Raw genomic sequence first — 15,596 nt, 5'->3', positions numbered from 1 at the left:
TAATGTACAAAATCTACACCAATAGCAATAATGATTTATTTTGTTATTTTGATATTATCAAAGATGCTTTAGATAAAGTTGGAGTTCAAAGCACATTATGCGAAAAGCCTTTGGGTAAAAATTATTTTATTATTGATTATGATCCAAAAGATATCTTAGATGAATATTCTAGAATGATGGATGAGGATAATATTTTAGCTTGCGAATGTAGCTCTTATGAAATTATGAGTAAAATTGAAAAAATCCAATATGCTCCAAAGATTTTTTTAGATCATCTTAAACAAGAACACATTAAGCATTTTTTTGAACAATTTAATATAGGTGTATATCAAGGATTTTCAGACGCAAGCTGCTCTTTAGAACTCGCCAAAGTGCTTAAAGCAAATGTAATAGATTTTGAAAGAAAATACAAAAGTTGTGGCTATAGTTTTTTAAATTTAAACACCCAATTAGCATACAAATGTGCAGCTTCTGTTGTATTAGATGCTTATGATAATGGTTGTGATTTTTTAGTAGTTGAGGATTTTTATTCTTTTTATATGTTTGATAAATGTTATAAAGAATTACAAGCTATTTCAAATAGAAATTTTGAAGATTTTTATATTTTAACTTTTGCAGAGCTTGCAAATTTAGCTCTAGGTATAGTACCATACACTTTAAAAAAACACAAATTAAAAGTGAGTTTAATCAATGAAAATCGCTCTTGAATGTAAGGATTTAATTTTAGAAAAAACTTTAGAAATCGCTTTGAGGGATTTTTTAGTTTTAAAAAAAGATTGTGATTTTTTAGTCTGCGATGAAAAAGTTAACACGCAAAAACCACAATTTATCATCAATAAAAAATCAAATTTTTTATCTCATCCTTTTAATATAGAGGAATTACTTAATGCTTTAAATGATTTCAATGCAAGTTTGCAAAGTATTGCTTATAAAATAGCCATGCGTGAAAAAAAACTTATGAATCAAAAATGTGAAGCCATTTTAGAGCAATTACGTCAAGAAAGTCATGAAAAAATCGATGCGATATTTGATCTTTACAAAACAGAGTTAAAAAATCTTATCAAAGAAGAAAATAATAATGCATAAAATACAAGAATATCAAAGCGTAAAAGATTTTTTAAAAAATTACAAAGAAGATAAAAAAACAAACTCAAAAAAACAAACTCAAAAAATTTACACCACCATAGAAAGTGGAATCTATAAAGGTAAAAAAATTTTACTTCCTAGTCTAGACACCACAAGAAGCACCAAAAGCATAGTAAAATCTTGTGTTTTTAATGTTTTGCGTTTCTCTTTACAAGATAAGGTTTTCATAGAGGCCTTTGGAGGAAGTGCTTTAATGGCATTAGAGGCAAGAAGTAATGGCTGCTTAAAAAGTTATGCTATAGAAAAAGATAAAAATGCTTATGAAATCGCTTTAAAAAATGCTTCTAACATTGATCAAAACACCATTTGCTTCAATGATGATACCTTTAAAAAAACCCCTCAAATTATTCAAAATTCTAAAGAAGATGTTATTTTATATCTTGATCCGCCCTTTGATATTAGAGAAGGTTTTTTTGATATTTATGAAAAAACTTTAAAATTGATAGAAAATATAAAAAATTCAAATGTTAAAATCATCATCATAGAACATCACAGTACTTTTAAAACTCCAGCGAAAATACAAAATTACGAAAAAACAAAAGAAAAAAAATTTGGTTCAACCACTCTAAGTTTTTACTCCTTTGCATAAATTTGGAACTTTTTTTGCTTTAATTTATGAAAATAGCATAGATTAAAGGAAGAATCGATGAGAATATTATTTTTAAGCTTGGTGCTAAGTCTAAGCGTTTTTGCAGCTACTATTAAAGAACTTACCAATGTAGTAGGTGTTAGAGATAACCAACTTATAGGATATGGTTTGGTTGTTGGTTTAAATGGAAGTGGAGATGGTACAAGTAGCGAATTTACTCTACAATCTATTTCAAATATGCTTCAGGGTATGAATGTAAAAGTTAGCCCAGGTGATATAAAATCAAAAAATACAGCAGCAGTAATGGTTACAGCAAAACTTCCTGCTTTTGCAAGAAGTGGGGATAAGCTTGATGTAAGCGTAGCTTCTTTAGGTGATGCCAAATCTTTACAAGGTGGAACCTTACTTATGACAGCTCTAAAAGGGGTTGATGGAGAAATTTATGCAGTAGCTCAAGGCTCTTTAGCTATAGGTGGACTTAGTCCAAGACCAGGCGCAGCAGGAACACACTCAACCTCAGCAAATGTTATTAATGGTGCAGTCGTAGAAAGAGAAATTCCACAAAACTTTAGCCAAAGTGAAGATTTGATTTTAAGTTTAAAAGAAGCAGATTTTAAAACAGCTAACAATATAGAAAGAGTTTTAAATACTATTTTTGATACAGATATAGCAAAAGCTTTAGATTCTAGAACTATAAAATTAACAAAACCTGAAGAATTTTCTCATGTTGAATTTATGGCAAGAGTATTAGAACAAGATATAGCTTACACTCCAGAAAGTAAAGTGATCATCGATGAAAGAACAGGAACTATAGTAGCGGGAGTAAATATAGAAGTTGAGCCTATATTAATTACCCATAAAGATATCACTATAAAAATCGATCCAAACAATACCGTAGCTTTAGGACAAAATGAAATCGATATGAAAGATGGTGGTATTTTAGATCCAGTATCTAATACTTTAAAAATCACAAACAATAAAACAACAGTAGCAAACATAGCTAGAATGCTAAATAAACTTGGAGCAGCGCCAAATGATATCATAGCTATTATGCAAAATTTAAAAAGAGCTGGTGCAATTAGTGCTGAATTAGAGGTGATATGATGAGAGTTGATAATTATTTAGCGAGCAAAAACTATAGTAGTGAACTTTATGAAAGTATTACTAAGCACAACAATAGCTACAAGGCTGCTAAAAACTATGCAGATAGTGCTTTTAAAAATGATTTAACTCATATACAAGCATTAAATGATGAAGATAAAGCTTTAAAAGAACAAACTGATGCTTTTGAAGCTTTTTTAATCAAAAGTGTTTTAGATATTTCTTTAAAACAAGAAAATTCTTTATTTGGAAAAGATGCAAGTGATGAAATTTATTCATCTATGTACAATGATACTATGAGTAAAGCATTAAGCGGGGGGTTAGGTTTTTCAAAATTATTATTTGATTATTTAAAAGAAAGGGGTTAAGTTATTTTTTTAAGTGTCGATATAGTTCTTAGAGTTTTTCAATAGAACTGGAGGCTTAAAATGATAAACCCTATACATCAAAGTTATGTAGCTCAGGTTGCTACTAATGATATAAATAAAACAGAAAACAAAGAAAACAACAAGGCAAAAGAAACTCAAAAGGCAGAAGAAAGTAAAGCATCTTTAATTGCTTCTCAAATTAAAAATGGCGAGTACAAAATCAATCTACAAGCCACTTCTAAAGCAATAGCAGATTCTTTATTATAATTTTTATCCTTTTTTGGGTTGCTGCCTAAGAAAGGATAAAAAATGGTTAAACAATATTTAGATGAAACAAATTCTATTTTAGAAAAACTCATCAATCTTACTTTAGAAGATATAGCACAAATTCAAGCTGCTAATCATAAACATGTAAGTAAAAGTGTTGAAGATAAAACTAAACTTGTAAATGACTTCCAAATTGCTAAAAAAAATCTTGACAAGGCTTTGGTAGAACTTAGTAACCAAGGAAACAACAAAGGCTTAGATGAGCTTTTGGATGACGAAGATAAAGAAAAACTTGCTCTTTTAAAGCAAAATTTAAATACCTTACACCAAAAAAATAAAGAATATGCCAAACTAGCTCTTATTATTAAAAATTTTTACGACAATCTTTTAAATGCAATGTTTGAACAAAATGGAACAAATAATGCTTATGGAGACAATAAAACAATTCCAGATTCATTATTTAAGATTAATGTTTAAAGGCTAAGTCATGGGAATTTTTGATAGCTTATATACCGGAGTTAGTGGCATAAGAGCTGCTGAGCTTCAAATTAACACAACAGGTAATAATATTGCCAATGCAGACGCAGTGTTTTACACAAGACAAAGAGCTGTGCAAAGCTCAGGTATGTCTCTTGATAGAGGTGGTTTACACTTAGGAACAGGTACACAAATTGATACCATAAAACGATTGCACGATGAGCACTCTTATTATGAGTTAAAAAATGCCACTACTCAACAAAATTATACAAATTATTTAGGACAAATTTTACAAGAAGCAAGCCAAAGATTTCCTGATATGCAAGGAACTGGTATTTTACAAGATTATAAAAATTATTATGATGCATGGAATAATTTTGCTTCTAATCCAAGTGATGGAGCAAGTAAAATAGATCTTGTTAATAGTGCAAATACATTAACTCAAAACATACAAAAAACCCTACAAGATCTTAGCAAAATGCAACAAACTGTCAACGAGCAAATCAGACAAACTGTAGATGAGATCAATAATATTGGTCAAGAAATTGCAAATATCAACAAACAACTTGAAAATGAAGAAGTTTTACCTACTGATAATGCTAATCAATTAAGAGATAGAAGAGATGAACTTGAACTTAGACTTTCAAAATTAGTTGATGCAGTAGCTTGGAAAGGGAAAAGCTCTCAAGATAGTACCCTAGAATCTACTATGACTGATTCTGGAAGATATTATGATTTAAGTATTCAAGGTTTTAGCATAGTCAATGGCTCTAGCTTTCATCCTTTAAAATTAGATGATAATAATCCTAATGGATTTTATCAAATTTATTATGAAGTAAATGATGAAAACCGCTATGATTTAACTAGTAAAATTTCAGGTGGACAACTTGGAGCTCAGCTTGACCTTAGAGGTAGAAACTATGATGGCAATCACGATACTTACAGCGATGGAAAATTGCAAGAGTATAAAGATATGCTCAATACCTTTACAAAAACACTTATAACTCAAACTAATAATGTCTATGCTCAAGCAGCAACTGATAAAGTAAATTCGGATGATTTAAAAGGCTTAAAACCTGATACTTCTTTAATGAGTTATGATAAAAATATCCAAGCAGGAAGCTTTGATATTACAGTTTACAACGAAAAAGGTGAGCCTGTTGCTACTAGAACTATAAAAATTGATGTTAATACCACCATAGAAGATGTTGTTAAGCAAATCAATGCAGATATTGATGATAACAAGAATGGTCAAGGTGGTGATGATTTAAATGATTTTTTTCAAGCCTTTTATCATTATGATGGACAAAGTGATAGTGGAAATTTCCAAATCAATGGCTTAAAAAAGGGTTATAAAATAGCTTTTAAAGACAATGGTACAAATTTCCCAGGTGCTTTAAATGTATCTTCGTTTTTTAATGGTCAAGATGCAAGCAATATCAATGTAAATTCAAGCATTAGAAATGATCCAAATAGCTTAAAAGCAAGCTCAAATGGAGTTGATGGAAACAATGATGTAGCTAATGCTATGTTGCAACTTCAAAATCAAAAAGTAAATTTTTATAATAAAGATGGTACAGTTGATACTATGTCTTTAGATGGATATTATAGAAAATTTACAGGTCAAATTGCTTCAGATGCTGAAAGCAATGGTTTTGCGCATGCAACTAATATGACGGTATTTAATACAGCCTATGCAGAATATCAATCAAAAAGTGGTGTAAATACTAATGAAGAATTAGCAGCGCTTATACAATATCAAGCAAGTTATGGCGCTGCAGCTAAAATCGTAACTACTGTTGATCAAATGCTTGAAACCTTACTTGGTTTAAAATCTTAATGCAAATTAAAGCTCTTTTAGATGAGGCTATTTTAAGTAAAAATACTCAAAAAGAGCTTTTCTCTCATCCTGATCCTTTGCAAATTGCAAGTGTTTATAAAGATGAAACCATAGCTTTGCTTTGCGCTTTATTTGCTTATGGAAATGCTAAAAATATTGTAAATTTTTTAAAAAAACTTGATTTTTCCTTGTTTGAAAGAAATGATGAGATTATTAAAAAAGAATGCAAAGATCTAAAATACCGCTTTCAAAACTCTCAAGACATAGCTCAAATTTTTATCACACTTAAACGCTTAAAAAATGAAGATGGCATAGAAAATATTTTTACCAAGGCTTATCAAAAAGAACAAAATATCACACATGCAATAAAAGCTTTTATAGAAACAATTTATAAACTTAATCCTTATAAAAGCTATGGTTATGAGTTTTTCTTTTCAAAAGAATTTAACATTCCAAAAGGTCCTTTAAAAAGATACAATATGTATCTTAGGTGGATGGTAAGAAAAGATGAGCTTGATTTGGGTTTGTTTAAAAATATCGATAAAAAAGATTTACTCATACCCTTAGACACCCATACTCATAAAGTTTCATTAAAACTTAAGCTTTTAAAGCGTAAGATTTATGATTTTAAAAGTGTTTTAGAGCTTACTCAAAGTCTTAAAAAATTTGATCCACAAGATCCTATAAAATATGATTTTGCTCTATATAGAATCGGACAAAACAAGGAAAGCTTATGGAGCTTGAATTAACTTATTATGTGATTTTATTTTTTGTTGCTGCTTTTGCAGGCTGTGTTGATGCGATTGTAGGTGGTGGTGGACTTATTACTATACCTGCTTTATTTGCTTGCGGGATCCCTCCTCATTTAGCCCTAGCCACCAATAAACTTCAAAGCACTTTTGGCTCACTTACTGCGGTTTTATCTTATAGAAAACATATGAATATAGAAAAAATTGCCTTAGGTATTTTATTTACCGCAATTGGAGCTGTTGTTGGTACTTATGCAGTTTTACTAATAGATCAAAACGCTGTTAAAATCATTGTGCTAATATGCCTAGCTTTAGTTTTTCTTTATACTATTTTTAAACCTAATTTAGGAAATGTTCATAATGAAGCAAAAATGAGCGCCACAAGCTTTCAAGTCACTTTTGGTTTATTGCTTGGCTTTTATGATGGCTTTTTAGGGCCTGGAACTGGGTCTTTTTGGATTTTTGCTTGTGTAATATTTCTTGGTTTTAGTATGAAAAATGCAAGCATTAATACTAAAATCTTAAATTTCACTAGCAATGTAGTGGCTTTAGGGGTGTTTTTATACTCTTATGAAGTACTTTGGAAAGTTGGTATTTTAATGGGTATAGGCCAAGTCTTAGGTGCCTTTGTAGGCTCAAAACTAGTCTTAAAAACACAAGGAACTTTTATCAAAAAACTCTTTTTAACTATGGTTGCTTTAACTATAGCTAAGGTTGCTTATGATTATCTTGCTTAAATTCCTTGACTAATTTGCCACATAGGTAAAAATACACCCAAGGCTAAAACTAAAATCAAACTCGCCATAAAAATTGTCATCAAAGGCTCTAAAACACTTAAAAGTCTTTGAGTGTAATTTTCTTTTTTATGTTCATAAAATAAAGCAAGCTCATAAGTACTCTCATCTAGTTTAGAACTTTTTAAAGCTAAATTTAACATTCTTATCGCAAAAGATTCAAAAAGCTTTATTTTGAAAAAAGCTTGATCTAAATCAAGTCCTGATTCAAATGAAGTCTTTATAATAAACATTTTGTTTTTAAAAAATTGATTTTCTATACCTTCACAAGCAAGCTCAAAAGCTCTTTTTATATCCACCCCTGCTTTCAATAAATAAGAAAAAATCAAGAAAAAACAAAATTTATCTTGATAAAATATTATCTTTCCAAAAATGGGAGAATAAAAAAGAATTTTATGAAAAAACAAAGACTTTCTAAAAGAGTAAGCAAGCATTATAAAAAATCCCATACCTAATAAAATAAATACATAAAAATGTTTAAAAAAATCTCCTAAAACAAAAAGAATTTGAGTGATTTTTGGCAAATCTAGTTCAAGTTGCAAAAATAAAGTTTTAAATTCAGGCAAAACCAAAATCATCAGTACAAAAAAAGCTAAAATAATACATGTAAAAACAAAAAGTGGATAAGTTATAGACTTTTTAAACTGCTTAAAACTATGAAGGTTTTTCTCTTTTAGATTAATGATAATCTCAAAAGCCTTATATAAATCCTCCTTACCGTCACAAATTTTTAAAACAGCACATTCTCTAGAATTTAAAACACCTCTAAAAGCTTCATTATAAGAGCTTCCATTTTTGAGTTTATTATAAATCATACTAAATATTGTAGCTATATGCGCATCATGATTTGATCTTGCAAATTCTAAAATAGCCTCTTGTAAGCTTAATCCTGCTTTTAAAATCATACTTAAATCTTTAAGGATAAAAATAAGCTCTTCTTCTTTAATTTTATGTTTTGTTGTTCCAAGGTATTCTTCAACACTAATAATATTTTCAAATGATTTTTGTGCAAGATTTCTGGCTTCATATAGATTTTTGGCTTTAATTATACTTTGTTTTTGCTCTTTATTTAAGGTATAAAAAATAATAAATTTTTTCAAAAACCAATCTTTCTTAGCTCATCTACACTTGTTAAACCAAGCTTAACTTTTTCCAAAGCATCCATACCTAAAGTTAAAAAGCCTTTTTTTAAAGCATATGTTAAAATATTTTCATAATTTGCATTATTTTCTATCATACTTTTTAAATTATGGTCTAAAAATAAAAACTCAGCCACCATTAAACGCCCTTTATATCCACTATACATACACTTAGCACAACCCTTTGCTTTATAAAATTTTCCTTCAAAAACTTGATTTTGAAAATGAAATTTTTCATCGTTAGCTACTTTACATTCACATAATTTTCTTACCAAACGTTGGGCTATGATCAAATTAAGCGCATAGGCTATTAAATATTCTTTTGTACCCATGTGTTTCATTCTAAAAATAGCTTCTATAGCACCATTAGTATGCAAGGTGCTTAAAACTAAATGTCCACTTAAAGAAGCTTTTAAAACTATATCCAAACTCTCCTCGTCTCTGATTTCACCCACCATAATCACATCAGGATCTTGCCTTAAAACCGCTCTTAAAGCCTTGTGAAAATCAAAACCAGTTTTAGAATTTAACAAAATTTGCTGAGCATGTTTAAGTTTATATTCTATAGGATCTTCTAGAGTAATGATTTTTTTATTTTGATCAAGCTCGTTTAAAATAGCATGCATAAAAGTGCTTTTACCACTCCCCGTTGGCCCGCAAAATAAAATCAAACCATAAGGTGCGTTCATGTATTTTTTCAAATAGATTAAATTTTCTTCTTTAATAAAAAGTCTATCAAGTTTTAAAACATGCTCATCTTGTTTTAAAATCCTAACCACCACACTTTGCCCAAATAACAAAGGCATAATTGAAATTCTAAAGTCATACTTTTGCTCTAAAATTATCTTAGAAAAACTCCCATCTTGAGCTTGTCTTTGTTCGGCTACATTAAGCAAGGCAATGATTTTTATATGCATTAATAAAGCCTGATAAGAATCCACATCAAGACTATGGATATATTTTAATTCTCCATCTATTCTAAATCTTATCAAAACTTCATTTTCCAAAGGCTCCAAGTGAATATCACTTGCTCTTAAAAAACAAGCATGAGTTAAAATTAAATTCAAAAACTGCTCTAATAAAAACTCATCTTTATTTTCATCACTTTTTAAATTAAGCTCTAATTTATCAAGATAGTTTTGAAAGCAAATTAAAAATTTAATCCTTTCTAGTAAGAATTTAAATTGTGTAAAATCACAAAGAAAAATTTTAATAACCTTTAAGCGGTATAAATTTTGTATTTTTTCTAAAATACTCTCATCTAAAGGTTTTAAAGAAGCTATATGAATATTTTCATCATCTTCATAAAAACAAAAAATATTATATTGTTCTATTAAAGAAAAAGGCAGAACATGGAGATATTTTTCTATTTTAAGAGTTTGATTTAAGTCTAAAATTTCCAATTTATACTCTAAAGCCAATTCTTGCAAAGAAAGTTCATTTAAAGCTTTTATTGTTTTTGCGTCATTCAAAATAATTTCCTAAAAGTTTTTCATACTCTTCTTTAGCTCTTAAAGCATCTTCATGCTTTCCAAGTTTTAATTTAGCATTGATAAAAACTAGCCATGCTTCTTTTTCCAACAACTCAAATTCATTTGCCTCAATAGCCCAAAAAACGGCCTTTTGATAATCTTTTATTTGATAAAAATATTTAGCCAAATTTAAAGCATTTTCATAACTTGGGTGATTAATAAATTTTTCATAGAATGTATTTTGCTCAAAACTTTCATTTTGAATATTCATTGCATTTAAAAAAGACAAACAAATTAAAAAATTAAAACATATCATCTTCATGTTCAAAACCTAATTCTTTCAAACTTAATACTTTTTTATCAGCTCTTATTAAACTTGGCTTGATGATAAAAACTATTTCACTAATATCTTCTAAATTTTGCTTTCCTTGAAATAAAGCACCAAAAAGTGGTATCTTAGATAAAGCACTTACTTCATTATGGTTACTAATCGTATTTTTACTAATCAATCCACCCAAAATTAAAGTTTGTCCATCATCAACTTCAACTACAGTAGAAAGCTTTTTTTGTATAGTATCTGGTGCTATATTTCTTGGTTTATTTTGTCTATGATTATCAACACTATATTTAAAATCACTCAAACTAGGATTAATCCTAAGCATGATTTTATGATCATCTGAAATTTCTGGCAAAATATTTAGTAAAATTCCTACAAAAATAGAATAATTATTATAAGTTTCACTAATAGTTGTACCATTTTCAGTACCCTTAGAGCTTTCTTTTACTTGATAATTAATCGTATCACCTATGGAAATAATAGCTTGCTGATTATTAAGTGCCATAAGTTTTGGGTTAGAAAGTACAGTAGTTTTACCATTTTCTTGTAATAAATTTAAAATAGCCTTAGTTTCAACATTAGCTTTAAGATTAATATTTTTAACACCGCCTTTATTGATTATAAAATCATTATCATCTCCATTAAGTTTAAAAGCAAGCTCTTGCCAATTAATTCCACTTGAATGACTTTTATTTAAATGTACTGCAACTATACTTACATCAATTAAAACTTGTTTTTTAAGTCTTTTATTTAAATCTTTTAAATATTTTTCAACCCTTGTAAGCTCATACAAAGTAGCATTTAAAGTGATAATCCCTGCATTAGTATTAATAATAGGTTTAGTTGTATTTTCATCTAATAAAGCTTGTATTTCTTCTGAAATTTTTTCCCAAAAATCAAATTTATCCGTGCTAATGACCAAATTATCCGCTTCTTTAGTACTATCATAATCGCCCTGTTTAGGTCTTGAATCCACTGAAGCTTTAGTAATGCTTTGCCCTTCTCTAATAGAGCTTATATAATGCACTTTAAAAGTTTTAACTTGTCTTCCATAAATTTTTAAAATATTTTTTTCATATTCATAAGCAAGATTATTTTCCATCAATAAAAGTTTAAAAATTTCTCTTAAAGACATTTTTCTTATGTGCAGATAGTTTTGAGTATGATTTAACTTTTCTCTGGCTAATGAATCTTTTATTATAATGCTAAAACCACATTCTCTACCAAGTTCATTTAAAATTTCAATCAAAGAAGTTTTATTTTCTACACTTATATCAAAAAAGCGTTGATGACACTGTGAAGCAAAAACGTTTGTAAAAGTTAAGATGCTAATAAATAAAAATATTATTTTTTTCATACAATTTTAAAACCATGATTTTTTCTTCCTTTATCAATACAACTTGAGAATTTTTAATCTCAACAATCTTAAAACCTTCAATATCATCATTTAAAGCATACCATTTATCATTAATCTTAACTTTATTAGAAATGATAGCTTGCAAAGAAAAATCAGATTTTATATTTGTAGTCTTTTGAAAAAAAGGATCTTGAATCAAAGAAAAATCAATATTACTGCAATCTTGATTCAAAAATGGGTACTTAGCACCAAAAGCACTAAGCACCCATAAACTCACAAGTAAAAATCGAAGCAAATTTTAATTTTCATTACTAAAATCAGCACTTGCTAGACGTTTAAGTTGTCTATAACGGCGTTGTGCTTCTGCTTTATTTTTTTCAAATAATTCTTTTGCTTGCTCAGGATTTGATTTTTTCAAAGAATTATAACGCACTTCATTCATTAAAAAGCTTTCATACAAATCCCAATCAGGCTCTTTAGAAGAAATTGTTAAAGGATTTTTACCTTCTGCTTCTAAACGTGGATCGTAAATATAAGTTGGCCAATATCCACATTTTGTGGCAAGTTCTGCTTGATTTCCTGAATTTCCAAGCCCACCTTTAATACCATGAGCTATACAAGGAGAATAAGCAATAATCAAAGAAGGTCCATCATAAGCTTCTGCTGCTATTATTGCTTTTAACAATTGCGCATAATTTGCATTAGAATTTACTTGAGCTACAAAAATATAACCATAAGTCATAGCAATTTGACCCAGATCTTTTTTCTGCACTGGCTTACCTGCTGCAGCAAATTGAGCTACTGAACCTGTTCTTGAAGATTTTGAGCTTTGGCCTCCAGTATTAGAATACACTTCAGTATCAAGCACTAAAATATTTACATTTTCACCACTTGCTAAAACATGATCAAGCCCACCATAACCTATATCATAAGCCCAACCATCACCACCAAAAATCCAATGTGATTTTTTACTTAAATAGCTTTTCAGTTCTAAAATATCATTTACAGTTTTAATCTGTTTATTTTCTTCTAGCAATGGCACTAACTTATCTCTTAGCTCTAAAGAAGCTTTAGAATCTTCTTTATTTGCAATCCATTCTTTATATAATGCAGAAAGCGCATTAGGAACTTCTTGCATACTTTCATTCATGATTTGCTCAATTTTATGTCTTGTTGTTTCAGTTGCTATTTTCATACCAAGACCAAATTCAGCATTATCTTCAAATAAAGAATTACCCCAAGCTGGTCCATGACCATTTTTATTACTTTTTCTATATGGAGTTGAAGGAGCTGAACCACCATAAATAGAACTACAACCTGTCGCATTAGCAATAATCATTCTTTCACCAAACAATCTAGTGATTAAAGTGATATAAGGAGTTTCTCCACATCCTGGACATGCTCCATGGAATTCAAATAAAGGTTGAGCAAATTGAATACCTTTTGCATTTTCTCTATTTAAGATATTATCTTTATAGCTTACTTTTTTGAATAAATAATCTGCATTTTCTTGCTCACCATGATCAAGCTCTTCACCTAGTGGAACCATTACTAAAGATTTTTCTTTAGTTGGACACTCATGCACACAAAGCTCACAACCTGTACAATCAAGTGGCGAAACTTGAATTTTGAAATTTAATTTTTGCTCTTTTACGCCTTTTGCATTTAAACTATGTTCTTTTACACCTGCTGGAGCATTGTTTAATTCTTCTTCATCAATCAAGAAAGGTCTAATAACCGCATGCGGACACACTGAAGCACATTGATTACACTGAATACAATTAGTTTCTATCCATCTTGGCACCATAACACCAACGCCTCTTTTTTCATACTCAGTAGTACCATGCTCAAAACTACCATCTTCATAACCCAAAAATGCTGAAACTGGTAAATCATCTCCCTTAGCTGCATTCATAGGTTTTGCGATTTTTTCAACAAACTCAGTGCCTTTATAGGCTATAGTTTCTTCTTTTGCTTCATCAGCTAAATTTGCCCAAGAAGGATCAATATCAACTTTTACAAGTCCATCTGCACCCACATCAATAGCTTTGTAATTCATCTCAACTATAGCATCACCTTTTTTGCTATATGATTTATAAGCTAATTCTTTCATATATTTTTGCGCATCTTCAAAAGGAATGATATTAGCAAGCTTGAAAAACGCTGATTGCATAATTGTATTTGTTCTACTACCTAGTCCTATTTCTCTAGCAAGTTTTGTAGCATTAATAATATAAAAATTAATTTCTTTTTGCGCTAAAACCCTTTTTACTGCATTTGGAATCTTCTTAATAGTCTCTTGCGCACTCCAAATACTATTTAGAAGGAAAGTTCCACCTTTTCTAATGCCTGCTAAAACATCATAAATTTCTAAATAAGCAGCCACTGAACACGCTACAAAATGCGGTGTAGAAACTAGATAAGTTGAAGTGATAGGTTTTTTAGAAAATCTTAAATGGCTTCTTGTATAACCACCTGATTTTTTAGAATCATAAGCAAAATAAGCTTGCGCATAAAAGTCTGTTTTATCTCCTATAATTTTAATAGAGTTTTTATTCGCCCCTACAGTACCATCAGCACCAAGTCCATAGAATAGGCACTCTATAGTACTCTCATCACCCAAAGAAATTTTTTCTCCCACAGGCAATGAAGTAAAGGTCACATCATCATTAATTCCTATGGTAAAACCATCTTTTGGATTTGCTTGATTTAGGTTTTCAAAAACCGCTAGAAGTTGAGCAGGATCAACATCTTTTGAAGAAAGTCCATATCTACCACCAACGATTAAAGGTGCTTTTTCTTTTCCATAATATGCACTTTTTAAATCCAAATAAAGTGGCTCGCCTAAACTTCCTGGCTCTTTAGTTCTATCTAATACAGCAATTTTTTCAACACTTTGAGGCATTACATCAAATAAATATTTTAAACTAAATGGTCTATATAAATGAACTTTTAAAACCCCTACTTTTTCGCCTTTGCTGTTTAGATGATCTACAACCTCTTTTAAAGCTTCAGTCACTGAACCCATTGCTACTACAATGCGTGTTGCATTTTTATCCCCATAATATACAAAAGGCTTGTATTCTCTTCCTGTAATTTTTGAAATTTCTTGCATATATTCATTAACAATATCAGGAATAGCTTCATAATATTTATTTGCCAACTCTCTTGTTTGAAAATAAATATCATCATTTTGAGCTGTACCTCTTGTTTTTGGATTTTCTGGATTTAGACAGGAATTTCTAAACTCCATCAAAGCTTCACGGTCAAGCAAACGATCAAAATGCGCATAATCCATTACTTCAATTTTTTGGATTTCATGGCTTGTTCTAAAACCATCAAAAAAATGCATAAAAGGTACTCTACCTTTAATAGCTGCTAAGTGTGCAACACCTGCTAAATCCATACTTTCTTGCACAGAGTGTGAGCAAAGCATAGCAAAGCCTGTTTGTCTTGCAGCATAAACATCTTGATGATCTCCAAAAATAGATAATGCTTGAGAAGCTAAAGCCCTAGCTGCCACATGGATAACCCCAGGTAAAAGCTGACCTGCGATTTTATACATATTTGGTATTTTTAATAAAAGTCCTTGAGAGGCAGTATAAGTAGTAGTTAAAGCGCCAGCTTGCAAAGAACCATGAACCGTCCCTGCCGCTCCTGCTTCACTTTGCATCTCTACAACTTTAACCGGTACTCCAAAAAGGTTTTTTTTACCTTGAGAAGCCCATATATCAGTATAATCTGCCATTGGTGAACTTGGGGTAATAGGATAAATTCCGGCAACTTCTGTAAATGCATAAGCTGCATAAGCTGCTGCTTCATTACCATCCATTGTTTTCATTATTTTACTCATCTAATTATCCTTATAATTAAAATAATTACTTAAAATCAATAGCTACTTTATCTTGAATTGTCTTAAACAATGATAAAAAATTTTTATTATTTATGAGTATGGGGTTT

General features: G+C 29.8%; 16 protein-coding genes. 10 read left to right on the top strand and 6 right to left on the bottom strand.

Features of this window, described 5'->3' with window-relative positions; genetic code table 11:
* The first annotated feature begins 2 nt into the window (after positions 1 to 2).
* The 10 genes from L8T90_RS01505 to L8T90_RS01460 are packed head-to-tail and all read left to right on the top strand — an operon-like array spanning position 3 to position 7,274.
* Positions 3 to 707, top strand: coding sequence for a hypothetical protein (locus L8T90_RS01505; protein ID WP_263736512.1), 705 nt, complete (start codon positions 3 to 5; stop codon positions 705 to 707).
* Positions 691 to 1,086: a hypothetical protein gene (locus tag L8T90_RS01500; RefSeq protein ID WP_263663828.1), complete on the top strand. Its 396-nt coding sequence runs from the start codon at positions 691 to 693 to the stop codon at positions 1,084 to 1,086. Before L8T90_RS01505 ends, L8T90_RS01500 begins: the two co-directional genes overlap by 17 nt.
* A complete protein-coding gene (locus L8T90_RS01495; protein ID WP_263724589.1) occupies positions 1,079 to 1,735 on the top strand; it encodes an RsmD family RNA methyltransferase in 657 nt (218 codons plus the stop codon). The genes L8T90_RS01500 and L8T90_RS01495 overlap by 8 nt, the downstream gene beginning before the upstream one ends.
* 57 nt (positions 1,736 to 1,792) lie before the next feature.
* Positions 1,793 to 2,839 carry a flagellar basal body P-ring protein FlgI gene (locus tag L8T90_RS01490; RefSeq protein WP_039617681.1) on the top strand — a complete coding sequence of 349 codons (1,047 nt, stop codon included), beginning with the start codon at positions 1,793 to 1,795 and terminating at the stop codon, positions 2,837 to 2,839.
* The gene (locus L8T90_RS01485; RefSeq protein ID WP_039617679.1) at positions 2,839 to 3,204 is read left to right on the top strand and encodes a rod-binding protein; all 366 of its coding nucleotides are present in this window, start codon (positions 2,839 to 2,841) and stop codon (positions 3,202 to 3,204) included. The genes L8T90_RS01490 and L8T90_RS01485 overlap by 1 nt, the downstream gene beginning before the upstream one ends.
* A gap of 60 nt (positions 3,205 to 3,264) precedes the next feature.
* Entirely contained in the window at positions 3,265 to 3,471 is a 207-nt protein-coding gene (locus L8T90_RS01480) for a hypothetical protein (protein WP_012661139.1), read from the top strand.
* A 42-nt stretch (positions 3,472 to 3,513) separates the two neighbouring features.
* Positions 3,514 to 3,948, top strand: a complete 435-nt coding sequence (locus L8T90_RS01475) for a flagellar protein FlgN (RefSeq protein WP_263663826.1) — start codon at positions 3,514 to 3,516, stop codon at positions 3,946 to 3,948.
* Positions 3,949 to 3,958: 10 nt separating this feature from the next.
* The gene (gene flgK / locus L8T90_RS01470) at positions 3,959 to 5,788 is read left to right on the top strand and encodes a flagellar hook-associated protein FlgK (protein ID WP_263678571.1); all 1,830 of its coding nucleotides are present in this window, start codon (positions 3,959 to 3,961) and stop codon (positions 5,786 to 5,788) included.
* Positions 5,788 to 6,537: a TIGR02757 family protein gene (locus L8T90_RS01465; protein WP_263736511.1), complete on the top strand. Its 750-nt coding sequence runs from the start codon at positions 5,788 to 5,790 to the stop codon at positions 6,535 to 6,537. Before flgK ends, L8T90_RS01465 begins: the two co-directional genes overlap by 1 nt.
* Positions 6,522 to 7,274, top strand: a complete 753-nt coding sequence (locus L8T90_RS01460; protein WP_263736510.1) for a TSUP family transporter — start codon at positions 6,522 to 6,524, stop codon at positions 7,272 to 7,274. The genes L8T90_RS01465 and L8T90_RS01460 overlap by 16 nt, the downstream gene beginning before the upstream one ends.
* Here L8T90_RS01460 and L8T90_RS01455 read toward each other — a convergent pair.
* The 6 genes from L8T90_RS01455 to nifJ are packed head-to-tail and all read right to left on the bottom strand — an operon-like array spanning position 7,271 to position 15,489.
* The gene (locus L8T90_RS01455) at positions 7,271 to 8,431 is read right to left on the bottom strand and encodes a type II secretion system F family protein (protein WP_263736509.1); all 1,161 of its coding nucleotides are present in this window, start codon (positions 8,429 to 8,431) and stop codon (positions 7,271 to 7,273) included. The genes L8T90_RS01460 and L8T90_RS01455 overlap by 4 nt on opposite strands.
* A complete protein-coding gene (locus L8T90_RS01450; RefSeq protein WP_263736508.1) occupies positions 8,428 to 9,942 on the bottom strand; it encodes a GspE/PulE family protein in 1,515 nt (504 codons plus the stop codon). The genes L8T90_RS01455 and L8T90_RS01450 overlap by 4 nt, the downstream gene beginning before the upstream one ends.
* Positions 9,935 to 10,264 (bottom strand): hypothetical protein, encoded by a 330-nt coding sequence (locus L8T90_RS01445; RefSeq protein ID WP_263682753.1) that lies wholly within the window; start codon positions 10,262 to 10,264, stop codon positions 9,935 to 9,937. The genes L8T90_RS01450 and L8T90_RS01445 overlap by 8 nt, the downstream gene beginning before the upstream one ends.
* On the bottom strand, positions 10,245 to 11,636 hold the full coding sequence (gene mshL / locus L8T90_RS01440; protein ID WP_263706625.1) for a pilus (MSHA type) biogenesis protein MshL: 1,392 nt from the start codon (positions 11,634 to 11,636) through the stop codon (positions 10,245 to 10,247). Before mshL ends, L8T90_RS01445 begins: the two co-directional genes overlap by 20 nt.
* Positions 11,608 to 11,931: a hypothetical protein gene (locus L8T90_RS01435; RefSeq protein ID WP_263678564.1), complete on the bottom strand. Its 324-nt coding sequence runs from the start codon at positions 11,929 to 11,931 to the stop codon at positions 11,608 to 11,610. The genes mshL and L8T90_RS01435 overlap by 29 nt, the downstream gene beginning before the upstream one ends.
* Positions 11,932 to 11,934: 3 nt before the next feature.
* Positions 11,935 to 15,489, bottom strand: a complete 3,555-nt coding sequence (gene nifJ / locus L8T90_RS01430; protein WP_263736507.1) for a pyruvate:ferredoxin (flavodoxin) oxidoreductase — start codon at positions 15,487 to 15,489, stop codon at positions 11,935 to 11,937.
* Positions 15,490 to 15,596 lie beyond the last annotated feature (107 nt).

It is taken from the genome of Campylobacter sp. RKI_CA19_01121 (genome assembly GCF_025771295.1).
Lineage (GTDB): Bacteria > Campylobacterota > Campylobacteria > Campylobacterales > Campylobacteraceae > Campylobacter_D.
This window is presented reverse-complemented; position numbering and strand designations above follow the sequence as displayed.